Raw genomic sequence first — 22223 nt, forward strand, 5'->3', positions numbered from 1 at the left:
TATTGATCGATTAGATTTATATAAGTAAAATCATTAATTCTCATGGAATTAAGAAAAGCAATACTTATGGTACAGAGTCTACCCTATTAGTTTGAATTTAAGTTATTTATAGCAAAATAACTTATTAGTAATTAAAACTATTACATTATAAATAAAATAAAAACGAGTATATTTAATAATTTGGGGTCCAAATAAAATCCAATCGCTCAGATATCTACAATTTCCCCAGCTTGGCGTTAGCTAATGAAATTACCGAACAACCTAAAAAACAAAATAAGCAACTGCCTTAAAGGATGTAGCTTTTTTTATACCTTGGCTCTACAATAAAAACCAAACAGAAAAACTATGAACACAACAGAGCAAGTGTCACAACAACAGAAGCAATCAAAGTTCAGTATCAAAAATATTTTTCTTCCTGACTACGAAAACTACGAAGGGGTTCGCAGAATCAATATTTATGTAATGCGGTTGTTTTTCGCGTTAATGTTTATTTTTGTTGCCACAGATTCCTGGCCCGTTATTCTTACTCATGAAGGGGAATGGGATCCTACAAGAGCTGTAGCTTGGTGCACTTGGGCGGCTTACTCCACATTGGCACTTTTGGGTGTATTCCATACGTTGCGAATGTTACCGATTATGCTTTTTATGATTTTCTACAAAGGACTGTGGCTTGCAGTTGTCGCTTATCCTTTATGGTCAGCTGGGACGCTCAAAGGTTCTCCAGCCGAAGAAATGGCGTATATGTTCTCCGGAATTATAATACCAATACTCTTCTTGCCTTGGAAATATGTATTCAAAAAATACATTTTAATAGAGACAAAAAAGAAATGATATATCTTGTTCCTAAATAAATAGTTCTTATGTAAAATACAATTTTACACACTCAAACGGATCGAAAGACCAGTCATAGCTGCTTACCAATATCATCAATAAAAACTAAAAAATATATAAAATGAAATACCTAAAAATAATAAATAGAATCTTTTCTTTCAATAGTATCGTGTTGTTTATGATATTCTTTTCTGTACAAGTCTCTAATGCACAACAAGCTAAGAAAAACGAAAAAGTTGTTATAAAAACTTCTATCTACTGTGACCATTGCAAAGAATGCGAAACTTGTGGTAAAAATTTCCAGACTAATATGCTGAAAATAAAAGGTGTAAAAATGTATGAGCTTGACGAAAAAAAAAGAACCATAACGGTTTACTACAACGGACAAAAAACAGATTTACTAACAATTAAAAAAGGAATTTCAAAACTGGGTTTTGATGCCGATGAAATAAAAGCAGAGGTTGCATCATACGAAAAGCTTGATGACTGTTGCAAAAAAAATAAAGCCTGACCTACGCTAAAGCGAGCGCCCGAACACGTCCGTTAATTAGAAGAAATAAAAATTATAATTCAAATTAAAACTGGCACGAGCGAGATGTTTGGGTTAGCAAAAAAGCACGTTACAATCCGTTAAACTTAAACTTCTGTCCGCCAATAGATGCCTCGTACATGAGTCCGCCCTTTTGTATGGTAAACACCATCACGCCATTCGTATATTTTACATTTGCTGAGGCGCCTTCGGTTACAGCTACAGCAGAAGCTTGTGCGGAAAACTCGAATCGGCTCTCTTTAAACCGGTTCATTTCATTTTTTGATTCAAAAAATATCACCTCCCGGTACGCTTGTCCGCCAGCTTGAAATCCTATGCTCAATTGCGTCAATTTTGCCATTCCTATTCGTTTGTTCTGCTCATACACAAGCCCGTTTCCAGCTGCACCGCCAACGCCAAGACCTCCTTTACCTACATTTGGAAAAATAACATAACCGTAAGCTTTATCAAAAAGCGCTTTCATCAGCGGATCACTTTTAATGAACTCGGCCTTTGCTATTTTACTATCAGCAATAATTTTATTTTTTTTAGCGGTCGATTGTCCCAATACAGGCGCTATGTTGAGTACACAAGCCAACATTATTACCAAAAAAATATTTAAATTTTTCATAATCATATCTTTTAAATTATTGTGAAATTTCTTTGTTCAAAGATAAAAAAAAAATATTGCTTAATAATTAAAAATACTGATTATCAATACTATATGAATTATTTTATACATTTAAAGAATAATTATTTCATCAAAAAAACGAAGTGATTACTCCCTTTTTTCTACCTTTGAAAAACACAAAGCAATAACCAAAGAATAGAAGTATTATACATGATTACAAAAGCAACAATAGAAGACGTTTCCCTTTTAAATACATTAATCAATTCAGCGTATCGCGGCGAATCGTCTAAAAAAGGATGGACCACTGAAGCCAACATATTGGAAGGACTACGAACCACAGAACAAGAACTCACAGAAACGATTCTAAATCCAAAAAATACAGTTCTGAAATTTACGTACAACGACCAAATTATAGGTTGTGTTTTATTGGTTGAAAAAGAGCAGGAATTGTATTTAGGCATGCTGACCGTTTCACCCGAATTACAAAACAGTGGTGTTGGAAAAAAATTATTACAACAGGCAGAAATTCATGCCTTGGAGTTAGGATTGCCAAAAATTATAATGACCGTAATTTCCGTTCGGGATGAACTGATTGCTTGGTACAAACGCAACGGTTATGAAGATACCGGAGCAAGAGAACCGTTTCCAGCAAGCGATGTTCATATTCCAATTACGGAAGAGCCTTTGGAATTTGTTGTTTTGGAAAAAAGGGTTTAGAATTAGTAATAATCAATCTTAAATCAAAATAAAATGGGAACCAATAATAAAACTGTTGTTGTAAAAGATTTAGAAGAAAAATCAATTCTGGTATCGCGAACATTTTCTGCGCCGCTTGAAAAAGTTTGGCTTGCGTTTACGGAAAGTGAATTGTTAGAACAATGGTGGGCACCACAACCTTGGAAAGCCGAAACCAAAACTATGGATTTTTCCGTTGGCGGCTATTGGTTGTACGCAATGGTGGGTCCCGAAAATGAAAAACATTGGGGACGAATGGACTATACAGCCATAACACCATATTTAAGTTTTGAAATTAAAGATAGTTTTTGTGATGAAGAGGGAATCGTAAATACTTCGGTACCGGTTTCTATAGGATCTATTGCTTTTGCTAAAACAGAGTCTGGTACATTGGTTGAATTCAAAATGTTTTATTCCAATGAAAAAGAGATTGAAACCATGATTGAAATGGGCTTTGAACAAGGCATTACCGCTTGTCTTGAGCAATTAGAAACGTTATTTCAAGAAAATATAATCTAACGATAAACTAGATTTCATTTAGTGCTCGGGTAGTTAGCGTAAGGGATTGCGGCGGCATCCTTTATTTTTTTCTTTAAAAAAATAAAGATAGAGCCAAAAGCCCGGGCCCAAAGCTGCAGATACATCATTCAAAATGGGAATTTTCTGCTTTCAGGTTACGCCCAAATAAGGTTTCATGGTTAGGTAATTACAATTCTGCTTTCTGTTTTTGTCACTCTATTAAAAAGCAATATATTAGTGCTGTAAAAATTGTTTCACAAAAAACAGTCTTGAAATACCTCAAACCAATCTCTTTATGAAAAAAACAGTACTATCCTTGCTCTTAGTTGGATTTTTTACAGCTTTGCATGCCCAACCGCCAAAAACACCTACAACACCTACCGCTCCAAAAGAAGAAAATTCAGCCGCAAATCTCACTTTCAATCCGGATTCGCAAGTGGTAACGGAACATAGTACGACTATCAAAGGTCAAAAAGTGTCCTATAAAGCTACAACTGGTACGATGCCCGTTTGGGACGAAGACGGAAAAGCAATTGCCGGTTTATTTTACACCTATTACGAACGTTCCGATGTAAAAGATCGTGCCGCCCGTCCATTAGTAATTTCATTTAATGGAGGTCCGGGTTCCGCTTCGGTTTGGATGCAAATTGCCTATACTGGTCCAAGTTTAATTAATATTGACGATGAAGGTTATCCGTTACAGCCTTATGGAATCAAGGAAAATCCGTATTCAATTTTGGATGTTGCCGATATTGTTTTTGTAAATCCGGTCAATACCGCATATTCAAGAGCTACGAGTAAAGAAATACCAACGACTAAATTCTTTGGCGTGAATGCCGATATTAAATACCTTGCTGATTGGATTAATGGATTTGTATCCCGAACCAATCGTTGGGCTTCGCCAAAATACCTAATTGGAGAAAGCTATGGAACGACGCGCGTTTCCGGACTGGCACTAGAATTACAAAACAGCGAATGGATGTACCTGAACGGCGTTATTCTGGTATCGCCAACTGAATTAGGAATCACTCGTGGAGTCGCTTCTGAAGCGGCACTAAAACTGCCTTATTTTGCTGCTACGGCTTGGTATCACAAAATGCTGCCTACTGATCTACAGAACAAAGATTTAACCGCCATGTTACCGGAAGTAGAAGACTTTACCATAAATGAACTGCTTCCCGCAATGAGCAAAGGAGGCGCATTAGATGACCAAAAAAGAAAAGAAATGGCTACCAAAATCGCGCGTTATTCCGGACTTTCGGAAAAAGTGGTTTTACAAAATAATTTAGATGTTCCCTATGATTATTTCTGGAAAGAATTGTTGCGCGATCAAGGGTTTACCGTAGGTAGATTAGATTCCCGCTACAAAGGAATTGACCGCAAAGCGGCTGGAGACGGACCTGATTTTAATGCGGAACTTACTTCTTGGCTTCACTCCTTTACCCCTGCTATCAATATGTATTTACGCAACAATCTGAATTACAAAACCGATTTTAAATACAATATGTTTGGTTCCGTGAGACCTTGGGATGATTCCAATGATAAAACCGGAGAAAACCTGCGTCAAGCCATGGCACAAAATCCGTATTTGCATGTAATGGTTCAGTCCGGATATTATGATGGAGCCTGCGATTATTTCAACTCCAAATACAACATGTGGCAAATGGATCCAAGCGGAAGACTAAAAGAAAGAATGTCCTGGAAAGGCTATAGAAGCGGACACATGATGTACTTAAGAAAAGTAGATTTAGAATCGGCCAATGAAGATATCAGACAATTTATAAAACAATCCTTGCCTAAAGCCGGAGAATCAGCAAAATATTAGGTAGATTGAATTCAAAAAAAAAGGCTGTTCAAAATGATATTGAATAGCCTTTTTTTGTTCTCTAAAAATACATTGGCTAATAAAAAAGTCCATATCGGCACTTACGGGTAAAACAAAACCTATTTTTGTAGCGTGAAAAAATCAGTTTCAATTATTGGAGGAGGACCCGCAGCACTTATATTGGCTGCATTATTAGATTGTGATAAATTCAAAGTTACTGTTTACGAGAAAAATAAAACACTGGGAAGGAAATTTCTGGTAGCTGGAAAAGGAGGATTCAATCTCACCCATTCGGAACCTATTGCTGAACTGATTGCACGTTATACACCACCTCATTTTCTGGAAAAAGCATTACTTGATTTTGACAACAACGACTTTAGAAAGTGGATTGATTCCATTGGTATTCCAACTTACATCGGCAGTAGCAAGCGGGTGTATCCTGAAAGTGGCATCAAACCCATAACAGTTCTCAACGCAATTCTGGATGTTCTTGATAAGCAAGGTGTTACAATTCAATACCAACGCACTTGGACTGGTTGGACGAGCAACGATGACATTATTTTCAATACGGATACAGTAATAAAATCAGACTATACCATTTTTGCTATGGGCGGCGGGAGCTGGAAAGTAACTGGTTCTGATGGTTCTTGGCTAGATTTATTCGAAAGGGAAAGTATTCCTATCGTTCCTTTTCAATCTTCGAATTGTGCGTATCGCGTGAACTGGCCGGAAGATTTTATCTTAGAACATGAAGGCAGTCCGCTTAAAAATATTTCTATTAGCTGTTTGAATAAAAGACAAAAAGGCGAAGCGGTCATCACACGTTTTGGTTTAGAAGGCAATGCTATTTATGCGCTTAGTCCACAAATTCGGGAGGAATTGGAGAGCCATCAAAACGCTACAATTTTATTAGATATGAAACCGACCTTGCTTTATGATGATTTGCTTGATAAAATTAGAAAATCAACCTTTAAAAAGACGAGCGAAACATTACAAAAAGAAGTTAAATTGAGTCCTGCACAGATTGGACTTTTGAAAAAATACCTTTCCAAAGAAACTTATTTGAATTCGGAATTATTGGCTCAAAACATAAAAAATTTACCTATCGAAATTACCGGTACTAGCCTTTTGAACGATGCCATATCCACAACAGGCGGTATTCAACTGATTGCGGTGGATGAAAACTTCCAATTGAAAAACAAAAATCGTAATTATTGTATCGGAGAAATGCTCGACTGGGATGCGCCCACTGGCGGTTATTTACTACAAGCTTGTTTTAGTATGGGCATGCATCTTGCGCGTCACCTAAATAAAGTTTCTTAAATTATACTATTCTATTACCAAATGCAAAAGGGATTCTGGTTTTGTGAAATGACTTTCTAACAGTTTTTTAATTTATTTATAATACCATTTCTTCAAATAACCTTTGTGCTGTTTGTTCCAAATCATCACACAAGCCCGGATGTGGTCTTGAGGTTTGAATGGCAGAACTGCGAAGTGCAGTCAACCAACGGAAACGCGATGGAATATCAAATTGTCCTATTGGTCCACCTGATTTTTCGCCATGCGCCACTTTCTCGAATGCCTGTAAATTTAAATGCAATTGCTCCAAATCTAAATCGGCTGAAAATAGTTGCAATTTGGCTTCGTTCATCGAGCAGAGTACTTTTATAAACTTCGCTTTTTTACAAAACAAAATAATACCCACATTGAGGAATTCTTCGCGTTCTACCCTAGGCACAACGCGGATTACGGCATACTCATATAAGTGCTTCTCTTGCATTTTGTGCTTCGTTTATAAAAATTTCGGAATGATTTAAACGTATCGATAAAAACTGAAAATAGACTTCCCGAATGGCTTCGGGAGTTTCATCGGTATCTTCCCAATGGAGCCATACTTCTGGAATAAGATTCACTATACTCTGTAATACCTCTTTCGTCAATATTTTTTTGAATATTTCATCCGTTTCTAGCAATAAGGAAGCTTGAGGCAATAATACATGGTCTTTTATCAGTGCAAAAGGACTTTGCGCGTGCTTTTCCCAATTGGTCCACGAATGATGAAAATAAAGACTTGCACCGTGATCGATCAGCCATAATTCTTTATGCCAGATCAACATATTGGTGTTTCTAAACGTTCTGTCGACATTAGTGATAAAAGCATCTAACCAAACAATTTGCGAGGCTAGTTTTGGGTCAACCAAAGTGACAACAGGATCAAAATTTATAGCTCCTGATAAATAATGAAGCGCCAAATTGAGTCCCTGACTGCCTTGAAGCAAATCCTGAATTTCTTCATCGCCTTCTGAACGGCCAAATGCTTCATCGAGATTTGCAAAAACGAGTTCGGGCATTTTTAGGTTTAAAACACGAGCTATTTCTCCGCCAATTAATTCGGCAATCAAAGCTTTCACGCCATGTCCGGCACCTTTGAATTTCAGTACATATTTAAAATCATCATCGGCTTCAGCGAGCGCAGGCAAAGAACCGCCTTCCCGCAACGGAGTGATGTATCGCGTAACATTTACGGTTCTAAGATGAGGTGTTTTTTCCATAATCGAATTGGATAAAGCAATTTTGCATGGATACAAACTTACAAATAAGTAGCTTGATTTTGTATTAGTAATTACTAAAACAGTAAATAATATTGCTACTTACTGGTGTAAGTTTCACCATGAACTTCTTTTATAGAAATTAACTCTTTACAATAATAAATTTCTTTTCCTCTGGTTTCAATGTTCATTTTAAGACTTACTTTTCTATTATTTGAAATCAAATCATTTGAATTATAATTCTTTACTTTTTGATAATCATTCTCGCTTAAATAGACTCTTATAATTGAATCTTTTGTTTTGAGTTTAATAGAAGGAGACTTTATTACTTTGTGTTTTTTTAATGCATCAAAATAATTCAAAATAAACACATCATCCGCACTAGGGTTTTTAATTTGACGCGTACCATTAAGTACTTTTTCCCACTCATCAATACTCTTCTGATCAAGATTATAATAGTTAAAAAGATCAATCGACTTAAAAGCAAAATCTCCTTCAATAATTTTTTCGTTTCGAGAACATGAAATAAGGATAAATACGAAAAACAATAATTTTAATTTGTTCATATTGATGACCATTTTCTAATTGTTGAGTTCTTAAAAGTAGTTAATTTAGAGAATATCTCAACTTTCTAAACTCAAAAAGGCTTTCCCAATATTAGCAATTACATCTGAAGCGATAAAGGATTGATAACCTGTTTTAGGCAAAGCGATATCGGCAGTTATTCCGTGGAGATACACACCAAGAATTGCGGCACTAACAGGTTCATAGGATTGTGCTAATAAACTGGTAATCATACCCGTCAAAACATCGCCAGTTCCCGCAGTTGCGAGAGCGGCATTTCCAGTAGTATTTTCATAGACAGTTTCACCATCAATGATTTGGGTGGGTGCACCTTTCATAACTATTATAAGTTGGTATTGTTTAGAGAAGGAGATTGCTTTACTCCTTTTCTCTTCTTCGGAATCCCATTTTCCTATTAATCGTTCCAGTTCTTTAGGATGTGGCGTTAAGATTGTTTTGGGCGGTACTAAAGAAAACCATTCTTTATTTTTGGATAAAATATTCAATGCATCGGCATCGATTACCAAAGGCGTTTTATTCGTTTTTAAAAATTGATGCAGCGCATTTTGGGTTACTACCGCCTGACCTAAACCTGGACCAATTCCGATAGCTTTCGGTACAATTTCGAAAGTAATATCAGAAATTATTTCGTCCTGAATATCGGTAAGAACCATGACTTCGGGAATCGCGGTTTGAAGAATTGTGTACCCACATTTAGGAATAAAAACAGTGACTAATCCGCAACCAGTTTTCAAACAGGCTTTAGAGGATAAACTCACTGCTCCTATTTTACCATAACTTCCACCAATGATTAAAGCGTGACCCTGAATTCCTTTGTGGGTAATTTTGTCAGGTTGTTTGTAGCGTTTCAGGATTTCTTTTTGGTCGATGTAAATAGGATTCTTCATTGAAATTTGTTTGTCTAAAACTACGAATTTTATAGGAAACAAATTCGTTAATTGATCCTAAATTCCCTAGCCCTGATTACTTCACTAAACTTTTATTTTTATAGGAGTTCAGTGAACTTCGTTTAAAGCGGCATCTCCCGCTATAGAAAAACAAGGCTTTTTAGCCGTAGTTTTTGTTAAGTGGGAATACAGCGAATAGCAGGAAATAGCTCCTAAAAATACTTATTATAAATCCTACAGTACGTGTTCTTCCGAAAACGTTTGAAACTTTAAACTTTGCTTCGCTCTGCCTTTGTCACCCGAAATAAAATCAATAAATTAGCGACTTCAAATTTTATATAAAAACACAATGAAAAATACTGCGCTTACGCACATACACGAGAGTTTGGGAGCAAAAATGCTTCCGTTTGCCGGATACAATATGCCTATTTTATATGAAGGAGTAAATGCAGAACATGAAACGGTGCGCAATGCCGTGGGTGTTTTTGACGTTTCTCACATGGGTGAATTCTTGCTTACGGGTCCAAATGCATTAGCTTTGATTCAAAAAGTGACTTCGAATGATGCTTCTACTTTGACTATTGGAAGAGCACAATATTCTTGCTTGCCAAATAGTGATGGTGGAATTGTAGACGATTTGCTGGTTTATAAAATGAAAGATGAGCAGTATTTATTAGTCGTAAATGCATCGAATATTGACAAGGATTGGGATTGGATTTCGGCTCAAAATGATTTGGGTGTAGAGATGAAAAACCTATCGGATGATTATTCATTATTGGCAATTCAAGGACCAAAAGCGGTTGAAGCGATGCAATCCTTGACTTCCAAAGATTTATCTGCGATTCCATATTACCATTTTGAAGTGGGAGATTTTGCCGGTATCGAAAACGTAATTATTTCGGCTACAGGATATACTGGTTCTGGAGGTTTTGAAATTTATTGTAAAAATTCAGAAGTAGAACAAATTTGGACTAAAGTTTTTGAAGCGGGTGCGGCTTTTGGCATCAAGCCAATTGGTCTTGCGGCTCGTGACACGTTGCGACTAGAAATGGGTTTCTGTTTGTACGGAAATGACATCAACGACACGACATCGCCACTAGAAGCTGGTTTAGGATGGATTACGAAGTTCACTAAAGAATTCACCAATTCAGAAAACCTGAAAAAACAAAAAGAAGCAGGAGTTACTAAAAAATTAGTCGCTTTTGAAATGCAGGAACGTGCGGTGCCAAGACACGATTACGAGATTGTGAATGCAGCTGGAAATGTAATCGGGATTGTAACATCGGGAACTATGTCGCCATCGATGAATAAAGGAATTGGTATGGGTTATGTAACTGTTGAAAACAGTGCTTTGGAGAGTGATATTTTTATCCGAATCCGTAAAAATGATGTTCCTGCTAAAGTGGTGAAATTACCTTTTTACAAGAAATAAAAATAAATGAAGAAACTTTCACTTGTATTGTTACTCACAACATTTTCACTTTTAGGTCAAAATGATGAAAAAACTTGTGAAACACTTTCTAAAATAAATACGTTAATACAACGTGAACATTACCAACCAAAACCGGTAGACGACAGTTTATCGGTTTTTGTTTTTGATAGCTTTTTGGATGTTTTAGATACTAACCGAAACTTATTTACCAAGATTGAATATCAAAAACTATGTGAGCATAGACTCCAACTGGACAATTATATTTTACAGAACAATTGTTCGTTTATGAGTGATTTTGTTGCCGTTTATAAATTGGCTTTGATTCGAAAAAAGAAAATTTTAGAGAAAATGCAAAAGGAAAATTTTGATTACAACTCAAATGACTCTGTGAAATTTTCAAAGAAAAACTTCCCTTTTGATTTGGTCTTAACTGATATAGAAAGGGTTTGGAGAAAGAGAATTAAATACGATATTCTAGAAGATATTTCGAAATTGAGTTCCAATTTAGATTCGCTTACGCAGAATTTTTCAAAGCTGGAGAAAACCGCTAAAACAAAAATATTTGACACCAACTTATGCAAGGTAAATAGTATTCTTGGAGACACTAACAGATTAGAAAATGACCTTCAAAATAATTTTCTAAATATTTTTTGCACTTATTTTGATCCTCATTCCAATTATTTTTCAATGGATGCCAAATCCAGTTTCATGTCGGGTTTATCAACTAGCAATCTTTCGTTGGGATTGAATATTGGATTTAATGAAAAAGAGGAAATTATAATCGAAGAAATTGTCCCGGGTGGTCCCGCTGCCAAAACAGATAAGTTTGATAAAGACGATGTAATCCTAAAAGTATCCAATACCAAAGGAGATGAATATTCTGTTTCCTGTGCCTCAATAGAAAAAATTGAAGAATTGATTCTTTCTGATTCGAATGTAGAAATAGAATTGACCATTCAGAAAAAAAATGGAACCATACAATCTGTACTCCTCAGAAAGCAAGTAATGAAAGCCACTGAAAATGCGGTTTTCAGTTATATTGCCGAAGCGGAAACAAAAATTGGTTACATCAACATTCCTAGTTTTTATTCTAATTTTGACGGATATTCTATTCAAGGCTGCGCTGATGATGTTGCCAAAGAAATCGTGAAACTTCAAAAAAACAATGTTGAAGGTTTAGTAATCGATCTTCAAAACAATGGTGGCGGATCGATGGAAGAAGCCATTAAATTAGCCGGAATGTTTCTAGATATTGGTCCTGTATCTGTTTTAGTTAATAATAAAAACCAACAAACCATTTTAAAAGACGGCAATCGAGGTAGTGTTTATAATGGTCCAATCGTGCTGTTAATAAGTGGAAATTCAGCATCGGCTAGCGAATTTTTTGCTGCGTCAATGCAAGATTATAACCGAGCAATCATTATTGGCAGTACATCATTAGGTAAAGCTTCTATGCAGACCATTTTACCATTGGACGAAAATAACCAACAGGGATTTGTAAAACTTACTATTGAAAAATTCTACAGAATTACAGGTGACAGCCATCAAATAAAAGGAATTGTTCCAGATATTGCTCTACCCGTTTTATTTGACAGTATAATTCCGCGGGAAATCAGTTTTAAAACAGCTTTGAAATATGATGTAATTACTACAAAAGCAAGATTCAATCCGTTCACAAAAACTTATTTTCCCAAAATAATCGAATTAAGTAATTCAAGAGTAAAAAACACCTCTCTCTTCAATGACATTAGTTTGGCTAACGAGCAGATTAATGTACTTTATAACAATCCCAAAAAACCGACACGATTAGTTTTTAAAGATGTATTCAACGATATTCATGAAATTGATTCACTTTGGAAAAAAGTCAAAAAAATTGTGGAAAGCGAAAGTAAAAATATGATTTCGAATAATTCCTATGATTTGGAACGATTAAAATTTGATGTTTTCCAACAGGATATTAATCGCTATAAAATTAAAGAGGTAAAAAACAATCCTTATTTAGAAGAAGCAATTGCGATAATAAACGATTATAAGAATTTGAATAAATAATGATTCAATCAAAAAATTAAGAAGAACAAAAACAATGTGCCAATTGACTAATAAAAATTTTTGAAAAAATAACTAATAACTGTATTTTTGCAGTTCAAAATAAAAAATAGAAATGGGAAGAGCGTTTGAGTTTAGAAAAGGTAGAAAAATGAAACGTTGGTCGGCAATGGCCAAAGCATTTACCAGAATTGGTAAAGATATTGTAATGGCTGTAAAAGAAGGCGGTCCTAATCCTGATGCCAACTCCAGATTAAGAGCCGTTATTCAAAATTCTAAGGCAGTAAATATGCCAAAAGAAAATGTAGAACGTGCCATTAAAAAAGCTACCGATAAAGACACAGCCAACTATAAAGAAGTTTTATTTGAAGGATATGCGCCTCATGGAATTGCAATACTAGTTGAAACTGCAACTGATAACAACAATAGAACCGTAGCTAACATTCGCAGTTATTTTAACAAATGTAATGGAACTATGGGAACCCAAGGTTCAGTTGAATTTATGTTTGATCATACCTGTAATTTTAGAATTCCAACAAACGGAATCGACCCTGAAGAATTAGAATTAGAATTAATCGATTTTGGAGCTGAAGAGGTTTTTGAAGACGAAGACGGGATTTTAATATATGCTCCTTTTGGAAGTTTTGGAACCATTCAAAAAGAATTAGAAAACAGAGGGTTAGAAATTCTTTCTTCTGGATTTGAAAGAATTCCACAAATTACTAAGAAACTTACAGAAGCTCAAGTAGCGGATGTAGAGAAACTTATTGAAAAAATTGAAGAAGATGATGACGTGATGAACGTATATCACACTATGGAAGAAGAATAGACTTTGATAAAATTATACTTTAAACTCTAGCTTTAGCTAGAGTTTTTTTGTTTCACAATTTATGAACTAAGAATAATCCCTCTGTGATTTATAGTTTAAAGTATTCTTTGAGCTATTTTTTAAAATCGGCTGAAAACATATTTATAAAACAAACCAAATAGTTTCTTGTAATAATATGTTTTCCTAAGACTTTTACCTTTTTCTGAAATTTTCAAGCAATAAAGCAATAAATCAATAGTATATAAATAAGTTTTTAAAAGACATTTGCCTTCTAATTATTTTAAAAATACCGTTTAAATTACCGACTTTATCTAAAAATAGAAGATTTAGCAAACGAGTATTATTTAATATCTTTTATACTGCTACCAAGTTTCTTATATTTGCTGACTTTTGCGAAATGCTACGCCTCAAAAACAAGCGAAACATCAAACCGTTAGGAGCACAATTATTTTTTTTTATGATCTTCTACAAAAATATAGCCTCTGATTGAATGAGATTAGTTAGCAATCTAAATTTCCAAATACAGAATATCGTTCTAAGGAACGTTTTAAATTACAACACTTATGACAAACAACATTCTAATTGAAAATCAATATAAAAGAACCAGTTTATTTGAAAAAGAAAATGTGAACTATTTAGTACGCATTTTAAAAAGATTCAATACCGTACCAAAGATAAATAACATCAATATTATCACTTCAACCAGTGAGCCTACTGTTTTCAAAATTGTACCCAACAAATCAATTATAATTGGTTCCTCATTTTTAGACAAACCCATTTTAGCGTTAGTCTATTTAAGATATGGAATCGAATGGCAGCTATGGTACAAAGCTTTGAACGCCGAGAAAAAAGATGTTGATTTATGTGATATTGCAGCTCTCGAAGTGATTCGAATTTTTTATAATTTACTACCGAAAGATGATAAGGAAAAATTAGAAAATCTTGATTATATTCTAATTAACTTAATTAAAAATAATACCTCTTTAAATACTGAATCTTCATTAATAAATGACGAGCTTCAATCTTTTCATGGTTTAAAAAATTCTGATACTGAACTCAAAAAATCTTGGAAACCTATTGTCGAAAATCTTGCAAAACCCACAGAATACATGTTGATGTCTGGAGGTGATCTTCGATTGAATATCGACGAAATTCATTTGCTTAACAAATACGGATGCCGTCCATTCCCAAGACCTGATGCATTTACCTTTGCTTCGTCTACGGCGTCAAGCGTTTCTAATTTTGCTTTTGATAAAACAGATAAAGTGAGAAGTATATTGATTAGAAATAGCCTTAAAAAAGGTTTTCAAAATACTACAATCGAGTTTTCAGAATTGCTAAAAAACAATCTTAGACATATCTTTAAATTAAATGAGGAATGTGAAATAATTTTTTCACCATCAGGTACTGATTCTTCTCTTCAAATAGCAGCCATAACACAAATTATTTCTGACAAAGAAATTACACATATTTTGGTGGCCTCTGATGAAACTGGAAGCGGTGTAGCTGCCGCCTTAAAAGGGTGTCATTTTGAAAACACTACAGCATTAAATTATCCAATTAAAAAAGACACTAAAATTGAAGGATTTAGAGATGTTGAATTAATACAAATCCCTTTTAGAGATCAAAATGGCGCATTAAAAACGTCTAATCAATTAGATCAAGAGGTATTTGATGCCGTTGTTAAGACCAGAAATGAAGGCAGGCATATAGTATTACATACTATGGACCAGTCAAAATTAGGGTATCAATCTCCTAGCGACGAATTTATTAAAAAACTAAATACACTTGAAGATTTATCAATTCAAATAATTGTAGATGGATCACAGCTAAGATTAGATCCAAAAGACATACAAAATTATTTGAATAAAGGGTATATTGTCACCATAACGGGGAGTAAATTCTTTACTGGTCCTCCATATTGCGGTGCATTAATTTTACCTAAAAATGTCAATAAATTAATTCAAGCTGTAAAAAATACATTACCTAAAGGATTAAACCAATATTATAATCGTTCTGACTGGCCCACATCCTGGTTTTGTTCCAATGAATTATCCGAAGGATATAACTATGGTTCCTATATGCGCTGGAATGCTGCGGTGGTTGAAATGGACAGGTATTACAAAACACCTATTTTATATCGAAATATGGGTATTGAGATGTTTTGTAATTTTGTGGACGACTCCATAAAAGAGGCCACTTTTTTACAGCCTATTTATGGTGATGAAACAAAAACTAAGACGTACAGCAGTAAAGAATTTGGAATAAGAAATATTCGTACCATTTTTCCTTTCTTTATTTTTAAAAACAATGAGGTCTTATCTGTTGATAAAGTAAAAAAATTATATACTTTATTAAATTCTGATTTATCTGACCAGTTTGAAGGTTCTTCTTTAGAAATCATACGACTTGCTGCCCAAAAATGTCATATTGGTCAAGCAGTTAATGTAAAATATACTACAGAAATTGAAAGTGCTATTTTAAGAATTAGTTTAGGCGCAAGAGTTATTTCTGAAAGTTGGGTCAATAGAGATATTAGTCTCTTTTTTAGAAATATAGAATTACAAATGAGTCAGATCACAATCACTATTAAAAAAATTGAATTGATACTTAATAATTCTGAATTATTGGATTAAATAAAAAGTATTCAAATTTAATATTCAATAAAAAAGTCCCATTTGCTGAGGCAAATGGGACTAAAAATCTATAATTTTAAATTTATTTTATAAATTCTATTTTTTGAACTTCTTCTTCGTTGATGCTGTCAAAGAAACCTTGTTCGTTCATCCAATCATCACTAAATACTTTGCTCATATAACGAGAACCGTGATCCGGGAAAATTGCTATTACATTACTATTAGCGTCAAATTCACCTTCTTCCGCATATTGTCTAATTGCTTGCATCACTGCTCCTGAAGTATATCCAACAAATAAACCTTCTTTTCTGGTGATTTCTCGTGCAGCATGAGCGCTTTCCTCATCTGTTACTTTCATGAACTTATCAATAATATCAAAATCAGTTGCAGATGGGATTAAATTTTTTCCCAGACCTTCTATTCTGTATGGATAAATTTCGTCATTATCAAATTCTCTAGTTTCATGATATTTTTTCAATACAGACCCAAAAGCATCCACTCCAAGAATTCTAATAGTAGGATTTTGTTCTTTTAAATATTTTGCAGTACCAGAAATAGTTCCGCCTGTTCCACTACAAGCTATTAAGTGTGTAATTGCTCCGTTAGTTTGTTTCCAAATCTCTGGACCGGTAGACTTATAATGCGCATCAACATTCAACTCATTAAAATACTGATTAATATAAATCGAACCTTTCGTTTCTTCATTCAAACGTTTAGCGACGTTATAATAAGAACGTTCATCATCAGCAGAAACATGTGCCGGACAAACATATACTTTAGCACCTAAGCTGCGAAGCATGTCTATTTTATCTTTAGATGATTTAGAACTAACAGCAAGAATACAGTTGTAACCTTTTATGATACTGACCATTGCTAAACTAAAACCCGTATTACCGGAAGTTGTTTCAATTATGGTATCACCAGGAGATAAAATACCTCTCCTTTCAGCTTCTTCAATTATGTATAATGCTATTCTATCTTTTGAAGAATGTCCCGGATTAAAAGCTTCTACTTTAGCGTAAAAATTTCCTTCTAAATTTTCAGTAACTTTATTTAGCTTAATAAGTGGAGTATTACCTATTAATTCTAAGACATTATTATAAGCAGTTATTTCTTTTTTCATAAAAAAATAGTTAGTCGTGGCAATCTTACACTAAACACGAATGTTACAAATTTAACAAAAAAATCTAATTAGTTTTTAATTTCTTCTAAATCTAATAGAAAACTATATTCTTTTGCTAATTCCTTTATGGCTTCAAAACGCCCTGAAGCACCTCCGTGACCGGCATCCATATTCGTATTAAGATATAAAACAGTGTCATTTGTTTTTTGAGTTCGTAGCTTTGCAACCCACTTTGCAGGCTCCCAATATTGCACTTGAGAGTCATGTAGTCCTGTAGAAACAAACATATTAGGGTATTTTTGAGTCTTTACATTGTCATAAGGCGAATAAGAAAGCATGTAATCATAATATTTTTTCACGTTTGGATTACCCCATTCGTCATATTCTCCTGTTGTAAGCGGAATAGTATCATCAAGCATAGTGGTAATTACATCTACAAAAGGAACTTGAGCAATCACTCCGTTGTATAATTCCGGTGCCATATTTACTACTGCCCCCATTAATAATCCTCCTGCTGAACCACCTTCGGCATATAAATGTTCAGGTGAAGTATATTTTTCCTGAATCAAAAATTTAGAGCAATCGATAAAATCAGTGAATGTGTTTTTCTTTTTCAATAATTTTCCATCTTCATACCATTCTCTTCCTAAATCTTCACCACCACGAATGTGTGCAATAGCGAATACAAAACCTCTATCTAGGATAGACAAACGTGTCGATGAAAAGTAAGTATCCATCGTAACACCATAAGAACCATAAGCATAAAGCAATAAAGGGTTATTACCGTCTTTCTTTAATCCTTTTTTGTACACCAAAGAAATAGGCACTTTAGTTCCATCAGTAGCCGTGGCCCAAACGCGTTCTTCTATATAATTATTTTTATCAAATTTGCCTCCAAGAACTTCTTGCTCTTTCTTGATTTCTTTCTCTTTGGTTTTCATATTAAAATCAATAACCGAAGATGGCGTTGCTAATGATTGATAGCTGTAGCGCAAGATATCAGTGTCAAAATCAACATTTGTGGTCGTGTAAGCATTGTACGTTTCACTTCCAAAAGGCAAGTAATACTCTCCTTCTCCACTCCAAGGCATAATGCGAATGTGATTCAATCCATTCGAACGCTCTTCAACAACCAAATAGTTGCTAAAAATCTCGATATCTTCCAGCAAAACCTCTTTTCTGTGGGCAATTACATCTTTCCAATGTTCTTTTGCAGTAGCGTTCTCAGGCGTTTTCATCAGCTTGAAATTGGTCGCCTTATCTTTATTGGTAAGAATATAAAAAGAATCTCCAAAATGAGAAATACTGTACTCTAAACCACGAACTCTTGGTTGAAAAACAACAAATTCTCCATCTGGATTATCTGAATTTAAAATTCTATATTCAGTAGTTAATGTACTTCCAGATCCTATTACAATGTATTTTTTTGATTTTTCTTTACCTACAGAAACGTTGAATGTATCATCTTTTTCATTAAAAACTAATACATCTGCAGCAGCATCTGTGGCTAATTTATGCTTGAAAACTTTATCAGATCGCAAGGTAACTTTGTCTTGTCTGGTATAAAAAATGGTTTTATTATCGTTTGCCCAAACGGAGTTTCCGGTAGCGTTTTCAATCTTATCCGAAAGGATTTCTCCCGTTTCAAGATTTTTTATCTGTATGGTGTAAATTCTTCTCCCAACAATGTCTATTCCAAAACTTGCAAATTTATTATCCGGACTCACACTCAAACCTCCTAATTGAAAATACGAATGTCCTTTGGCCAAATCATTGCAGTTGAATAAAATTTCTTCATCGGCAGTAAGACTTCCTTTTTTTCTCGAATAAATGGGATAATCCTGCCCTTTTTCAAAACGGGTGATGTAATAATAGCCATTATATAAATAAGGAACTGATTGATCATCTTCCTTAATTCTTCCTTTCATTTCCTCAAACAATTCTTTTTGAAAATCTTTAGTATGTGCAGTCATTGCATCATAATACGTGTTTTCTTTATTCAGGTAATCAATAACTTCGGGATTTTCTCTGTCATTTAACCAGAAGTAATTATCAATTCTTATTTCATTATGTTTTTCTAATGATTTTGGAATTATTTTAGCTACTGGAATTGGACTTTTTTTTAACATTTGTTGTGCTTTTGTATTAGTAAATGAAGTTACAAAAATAACACAAAGAGAAGTTATGATGAGTCTATTTTTCATGAATATTTTGTTGAATATGACTATGCAATATACTAATTTTGTAATTCAATTAATTTAAAAAAATTAAAACATGGATTTAATGGGAATGATGGGTAAACTTAAAGAAACCCAACAAAAGATAGAAGATACAAAAAAACGTTTAGATACAGTCCTTATAGATGAGCAAAGTACAGATGGTTTATTGAAAGTGACACTTACTGCTAATCGCTCAATTAAATCAATCACTATTGACGATTCCTTGCTGGAAGACAAAGAACAATTAGAAGATTATATGATTTTGGTACTAAACAAAGCTATCGAAAAAGCTACTAAAGTAAATGAAGCTGAACTTGATGCTGTTGCAAAAATGGATATGCCAATGATTCCAGGAATGGATAATTTGTTTAAATAAAAAAGTTTAAAGTTTAAGGTTTAACGTTTTTTGATCACGATAAAAACTTTAAACCTTAAACTTTAAACAAATTCTCCAAAAAGAACTATACTAACTTTTGCAATGTTTCCAAAACATACGTGTGCATTACTTCTTTATAATCAAGATGCGTAACGATTCGTAGTTTTCCATGGCCCATGGAACTGATTAAAATATTTTTTTGTTTCAACAATTCAATTAAATTTTTTTCAATACAATTTGGAACCAATGTAAATATCAAAATATTAGTCTCAACAGGTTCCACTGATGCAACCCAACTTACATTTTTCAAAACTTCTCCTATTTCTTTAGCTCTTCGATGATCTTCAGCGAGACGTTCTATATTATTATCCAAAGCATAAATTCCGGCTGCCGCCAAATAACCTACCTGACGCATTCCGCCACCTAATATTTTTCGGATACGCAACGCTCTGTGAATGGTCGCTTTGTCAGCTAATAAAACCGAACCAATAGGCGCTCCCAACCCTTTTGACAAACAAACCGAAATCGTATCAAAAAGTCTCCCAAATGCTTTTGGATCTTGATTTTTAGCAACCAAAGCATTCCAGATTCTAGCACCATCCATGTGAAATTTCAAATTGTTAGCATCACAAACCATCTTTATTTTTTGCAAATCTTCAAGTTCATAACAAGCACCACCACCTTTATTGGTTGTATTTTCAACACAAACTAAACTCGTTAATGGACTGTGGTAAAATTCCGGATCATTGATCGCTCCAGCAACTTGTTCCGCAGTAATCATTCCGCGATTTCCATCTAATAAACAACACGACACACCACTGTTAAAGGATACTCCACCGCCTTCATAATGATAAACATGTGCGTATTTGTCGGCAATCAATTGTTCTCCAGGCTGTGTATGTAATTTTATAGCTGTTTGATTAGCCATTGTTCCTGATGGAAAAAAAAGTCCCGCTTCCATTCCGAACATCTCGGCAACTTTAGCTTCAAGTTCAATAACTGTCGGATCTTGCTTATAAACATCGTCCCCTACCACAGCATTCAACATGTGTACCAACATTTCGCGTGAAGGCTTAGTAATCGTATCGCTAATTAAATTTATTTCCATATTTTTTTTATTATCAGTACGGACAATTCTTAAATTGTCTCTTCGTAAAATTTTTCTATTTTTGTGCCACAAATTTACATAATACCGTTTGTTAATTCAAACTAGTTCAGTTAAAACTGAACTAAATATATTACACACCGGAATTTTTTATAAATATTGAAAACAGACCTATCAAATTAATATAATTTTATGACAACTACCGAACAAATTAAAGGTATTGTGGAGCGCCTTGGTGCGTTGAGGAGGTATCTTTGACGTTGATGCCAAGCTAATTGAGATTTCTAACGAAGAAGAGAAAACTTTTGCTCCCGACTTTTGGAACAATGCAAAAGAAGCGGAACTCATTGTAAAAAATCTTAGAAACAAGAAAAAATGGATTGAAGATTACAATAAAGCGGTCGAAATGACGGACGAATTGCAACTCGCCTATGATTTTTACAGAGAAGGAGAACTTACCGGAGAAGAATTAGACGAACATTACAATGCCACTCAAGCTCATATTGAAGCAATCGAATTCAAAAACATGCTTTCTGACGAAGGTGATACTTTGAGTGCTGTGGTACAAATAACCGCTGGTGCCGGTGGAACCGAAAGTTGTGATTGGGCCGAAATGCTCATGCGCATGTACATGATGTGGGGCGAAAAATACGGCTACAAAATCAAAGAACTAAATTTCCAGAAAGGAGAAGCTGCGGGTATAAAAACCGTAACACTCGAATTTGAAGGCGATTATTCTTTTGGTTACTTGAAAGGTGAAAATGGTGTACATCGATTAGTTAGAATATCTCCCTTTGACAGTAATGCCAAGCGTCATACTTCGTTTGCATCCGTTTATGTGTATCCGCTTGTAGACGACAGTATCGAAATTGATATAAATCCTGCAGATATCGAGATTACAACTTCGCGATCTAGCGGTGCGGGAGGACAAAATGTAAATAAAGTAGAAACTAAAGTACAATTGTTCCATAAACCAACCGGAATTCAAATACAATGTTCTGAAACACGTTCGCAACAAGATAACAGACAGCGTGCCATGCAAATGTTACGATCTCAATTATACGAAATTGAGTTAAAAAAGAAACAGGCACAACGCGCTGATATCGAAGCAGGGAAAATGAAAATAGAATGGGGTTCCCAAATCAGGAATTATGTAATGCAACCCTATAAATTAGTCAAAGACGTTCGAACCGGTTATGAAACCAGCAATGTAGATGGTGTAATGAATGGAGAAATCGATGAATTTCTGAAAGCCTATTTAATGATGATGGGACAAAAAGAAGAGTAACGTTATCCTACTATTAAATGTAATCCTACAATAAGCAAAATGCTATATTGTAGGATTTTTTTGTTACTTTTGTTT

The 22223-nt window shown here is 34.4% G+C and carries 20 protein-coding genes; 12 read left to right on the forward strand and 8 right to left on the reverse strand.

Annotation, left to right across the window (positions count from 1 at the left end; genetic code table 11):
• The first annotated feature begins 345 nt into the window (after nt 1-345).
• Together ACNQF8_RS13775 and ACNQF8_RS13780 are read left to right on the forward strand one after the other, a co-directional pair.
• Nucleotides 346-831, forward strand: a complete 486-nt coding sequence (locus ACNQF8_RS13775; RefSeq protein WP_417953766.1) for a hypothetical protein — start codon at nt 346-348, stop codon at nt 829-831.
• A 121-nt stretch (nt 832-952) separates the two neighbouring features.
• Nucleotides 953-1342, forward strand: a complete 390-nt coding sequence (locus ACNQF8_RS13780; protein WP_417952151.1) for a cation transporter — start codon at nt 953-955, stop codon at nt 1340-1342.
• 109 nt (nt 1343-1451) lie between these two features.
• Here ACNQF8_RS13780 and ACNQF8_RS13785 read toward each other — a convergent pair whose 3' ends face one another.
• On the reverse strand, nt 1452-1991 hold the full coding sequence (locus ACNQF8_RS13785) for a lipid-binding SYLF domain-containing protein (RefSeq protein ID WP_417952152.1): 540 nt from the start codon (nt 1989-1991) through the stop codon (nt 1452-1454).
• A gap of 210 nt (nt 1992-2201) precedes the next feature.
• On the opposite strand from ACNQF8_RS13785, the gene ACNQF8_RS13790 reads away from it, so the two are divergent.
• The 4 genes from ACNQF8_RS13790 to ACNQF8_RS13805 all read left to right on the forward strand — a co-directional run bounded on the left by ACNQF8_RS13790 (nt 2202) and on the right by ACNQF8_RS13805 (nt 6393).
• Entirely contained in the window at nt 2202-2708 is a 507-nt protein-coding gene (locus ACNQF8_RS13790; RefSeq protein ID WP_417952153.1) for a GNAT family N-acetyltransferase, read from the forward strand.
• Nucleotides 2709-2741: 33 nt separating this feature from the next.
• Nucleotides 2742-3245, forward strand: a complete 504-nt coding sequence (locus tag ACNQF8_RS13795; RefSeq protein ID WP_417952154.1) for an SRPBCC family protein — start codon at nt 2742-2744, stop codon at nt 3243-3245.
• A gap of 295 nt (nt 3246-3540) precedes the next feature.
• Nucleotides 3541-5070, forward strand: a complete 1530-nt coding sequence (locus ACNQF8_RS13800) for a S10 family peptidase (RefSeq protein WP_417952155.1) — start codon at nt 3541-3543, stop codon at nt 5068-5070.
• 132 nt (nt 5071-5202) lie between these two features.
• Nucleotides 5203-6393 carry a BaiN/RdsA family NAD(P)/FAD-dependent oxidoreductase gene (locus ACNQF8_RS13805; protein ID WP_417952156.1) on the forward strand — a complete coding sequence of 397 codons (1191 nt, stop codon included), beginning with the start codon at nt 5203-5205 and terminating at the stop codon, nt 6391-6393.
• A gap of 76 nt (nt 6394-6469) precedes the next feature.
• On the opposite strand, the gene ACNQF8_RS13810 is transcribed toward ACNQF8_RS13805, so the two are convergent.
• From ACNQF8_RS13810 to ACNQF8_RS13825, 4 genes are all read right to left on the reverse strand, one after another.
• A complete protein-coding gene (locus ACNQF8_RS13810; protein ID WP_131995253.1) occupies nt 6470-6853 on the reverse strand; it encodes a DUF3037 domain-containing protein in 384 nt (127 codons plus the stop codon).
• Nucleotides 6831-7625, reverse strand: a complete 795-nt coding sequence (locus tag ACNQF8_RS13815) for a HipA family kinase (RefSeq protein WP_417952157.1) — start codon at nt 7623-7625, stop codon at nt 6831-6833. Before ACNQF8_RS13815 ends, ACNQF8_RS13810 begins: the two co-directional genes overlap by 23 nt.
• A gap of 95 nt (nt 7626-7720) precedes the next feature.
• On the reverse strand, nt 7721-8188 hold the full coding sequence (locus ACNQF8_RS13820) for a hypothetical protein (protein WP_417952158.1): 468 nt from the start codon (nt 8186-8188) through the stop codon (nt 7721-7723).
• A 57-nt stretch (nt 8189-8245) separates the two neighbouring features.
• Nucleotides 8246-9094, reverse strand: a complete 849-nt coding sequence (locus ACNQF8_RS13825; protein ID WP_417952159.1) for an NAD(P)H-hydrate dehydratase — start codon at nt 9092-9094, stop codon at nt 8246-8248.
• A gap of 349 nt (nt 9095-9443) precedes the next feature.
• Between ACNQF8_RS13825 and gcvT the strand changes: the two genes are divergently transcribed.
• The 4 genes from gcvT to ACNQF8_RS13845 all read left to right on the forward strand — a co-directional run bounded on the left by gcvT (nt 9444) and on the right by ACNQF8_RS13845 (nt 16037).
• The gene (gene gcvT, locus ACNQF8_RS13830) at nt 9444-10526 is read left to right on the forward strand and encodes a glycine cleavage system aminomethyltransferase GcvT (protein ID WP_315208244.1); all 1083 of its coding nucleotides are present in this window, start codon (nt 9444-9446) and stop codon (nt 10524-10526) included.
• A gap of 6 nt (nt 10527-10532) precedes the next feature.
• Nucleotides 10533-12575 (forward strand): S41 family peptidase, encoded by a 2043-nt coding sequence (locus ACNQF8_RS13835; protein ID WP_417952161.1) that lies wholly within the window; start codon nt 10533-10535, stop codon nt 12573-12575.
• A 112-nt stretch (nt 12576-12687) separates the two neighbouring features.
• Nucleotides 12688-13401: a YebC/PmpR family DNA-binding transcriptional regulator gene (locus tag ACNQF8_RS13840; RefSeq protein WP_282716132.1), complete on the forward strand. Its 714-nt coding sequence runs from the start codon at nt 12688-12690 to the stop codon at nt 13399-13401.
• 563 nt (nt 13402-13964) lie between these two features.
• On the forward strand, nt 13965-16037 hold the full coding sequence (locus ACNQF8_RS13845) for a hypothetical protein (protein WP_417953765.1): 2073 nt from the start codon (nt 13965-13967) through the stop codon (nt 16035-16037).
• An 82-nt stretch (nt 16038-16119) separates the two neighbouring features.
• Here the strand turns inward: ACNQF8_RS13845 and ACNQF8_RS13850 are convergent, their stop codons facing one another.
• Together ACNQF8_RS13850 and ACNQF8_RS13855 are read right to left on the reverse strand one after the other, a co-directional pair.
• Entirely contained in the window at nt 16120-17160 is a 1041-nt protein-coding gene (locus tag ACNQF8_RS13850) for a cysteate synthase (protein WP_417952163.1), read from the reverse strand.
• A gap of 68 nt (nt 17161-17228) precedes the next feature.
• A complete protein-coding gene (locus ACNQF8_RS13855) occupies nt 17229-19289 on the reverse strand; it encodes a S9 family peptidase (RefSeq protein ID WP_417952382.1) in 2061 nt (686 codons plus the stop codon).
• A 145-nt stretch (nt 19290-19434) separates the two neighbouring features.
• Between ACNQF8_RS13855 and ACNQF8_RS13860 the strand changes: the two genes are divergently transcribed.
• Entirely contained in the window at nt 19435-19755 is a 321-nt protein-coding gene (locus ACNQF8_RS13860) for a YbaB/EbfC family nucleoid-associated protein (RefSeq protein WP_099715715.1), read from the forward strand.
• An 85-nt stretch (nt 19756-19840) separates the two neighbouring features.
• Here the strand turns inward: ACNQF8_RS13860 and ACNQF8_RS13865 are convergent, their stop codons facing one another.
• Nucleotides 19841-20863: a threonine aldolase family protein gene (locus ACNQF8_RS13865; protein WP_315208255.1), complete on the reverse strand. Its 1023-nt coding sequence runs from the start codon at nt 20861-20863 to the stop codon at nt 19841-19843.
• Between the two features lie 189 nt (nt 20864-21052).
• On the opposite strand from ACNQF8_RS13865, the gene prfB reads away from it, so the two are divergent.
• Nucleotides 21053-22148, forward strand: a protein-coding gene (gene prfB / locus ACNQF8_RS13870; protein ID WP_282743311.1) for a peptide chain release factor 2 whose coding sequence is annotated in 2 segments (ribosomal slippage) — nt 21053-21115 and nt 21117-22148 — 1095 coding nt in all. Because the reading frame shifts where the segments join, the coding sequence is not laid out codon by codon here.
• Nucleotides 22149-22223 lie beyond the last annotated feature (75 nt).

It is taken from the genome of Flavobacterium labens, from assembly GCF_048286755.1.
GTDB lineage: Bacteria > Bacteroidota > Bacteroidia > Flavobacteriales > Flavobacteriaceae > Flavobacterium.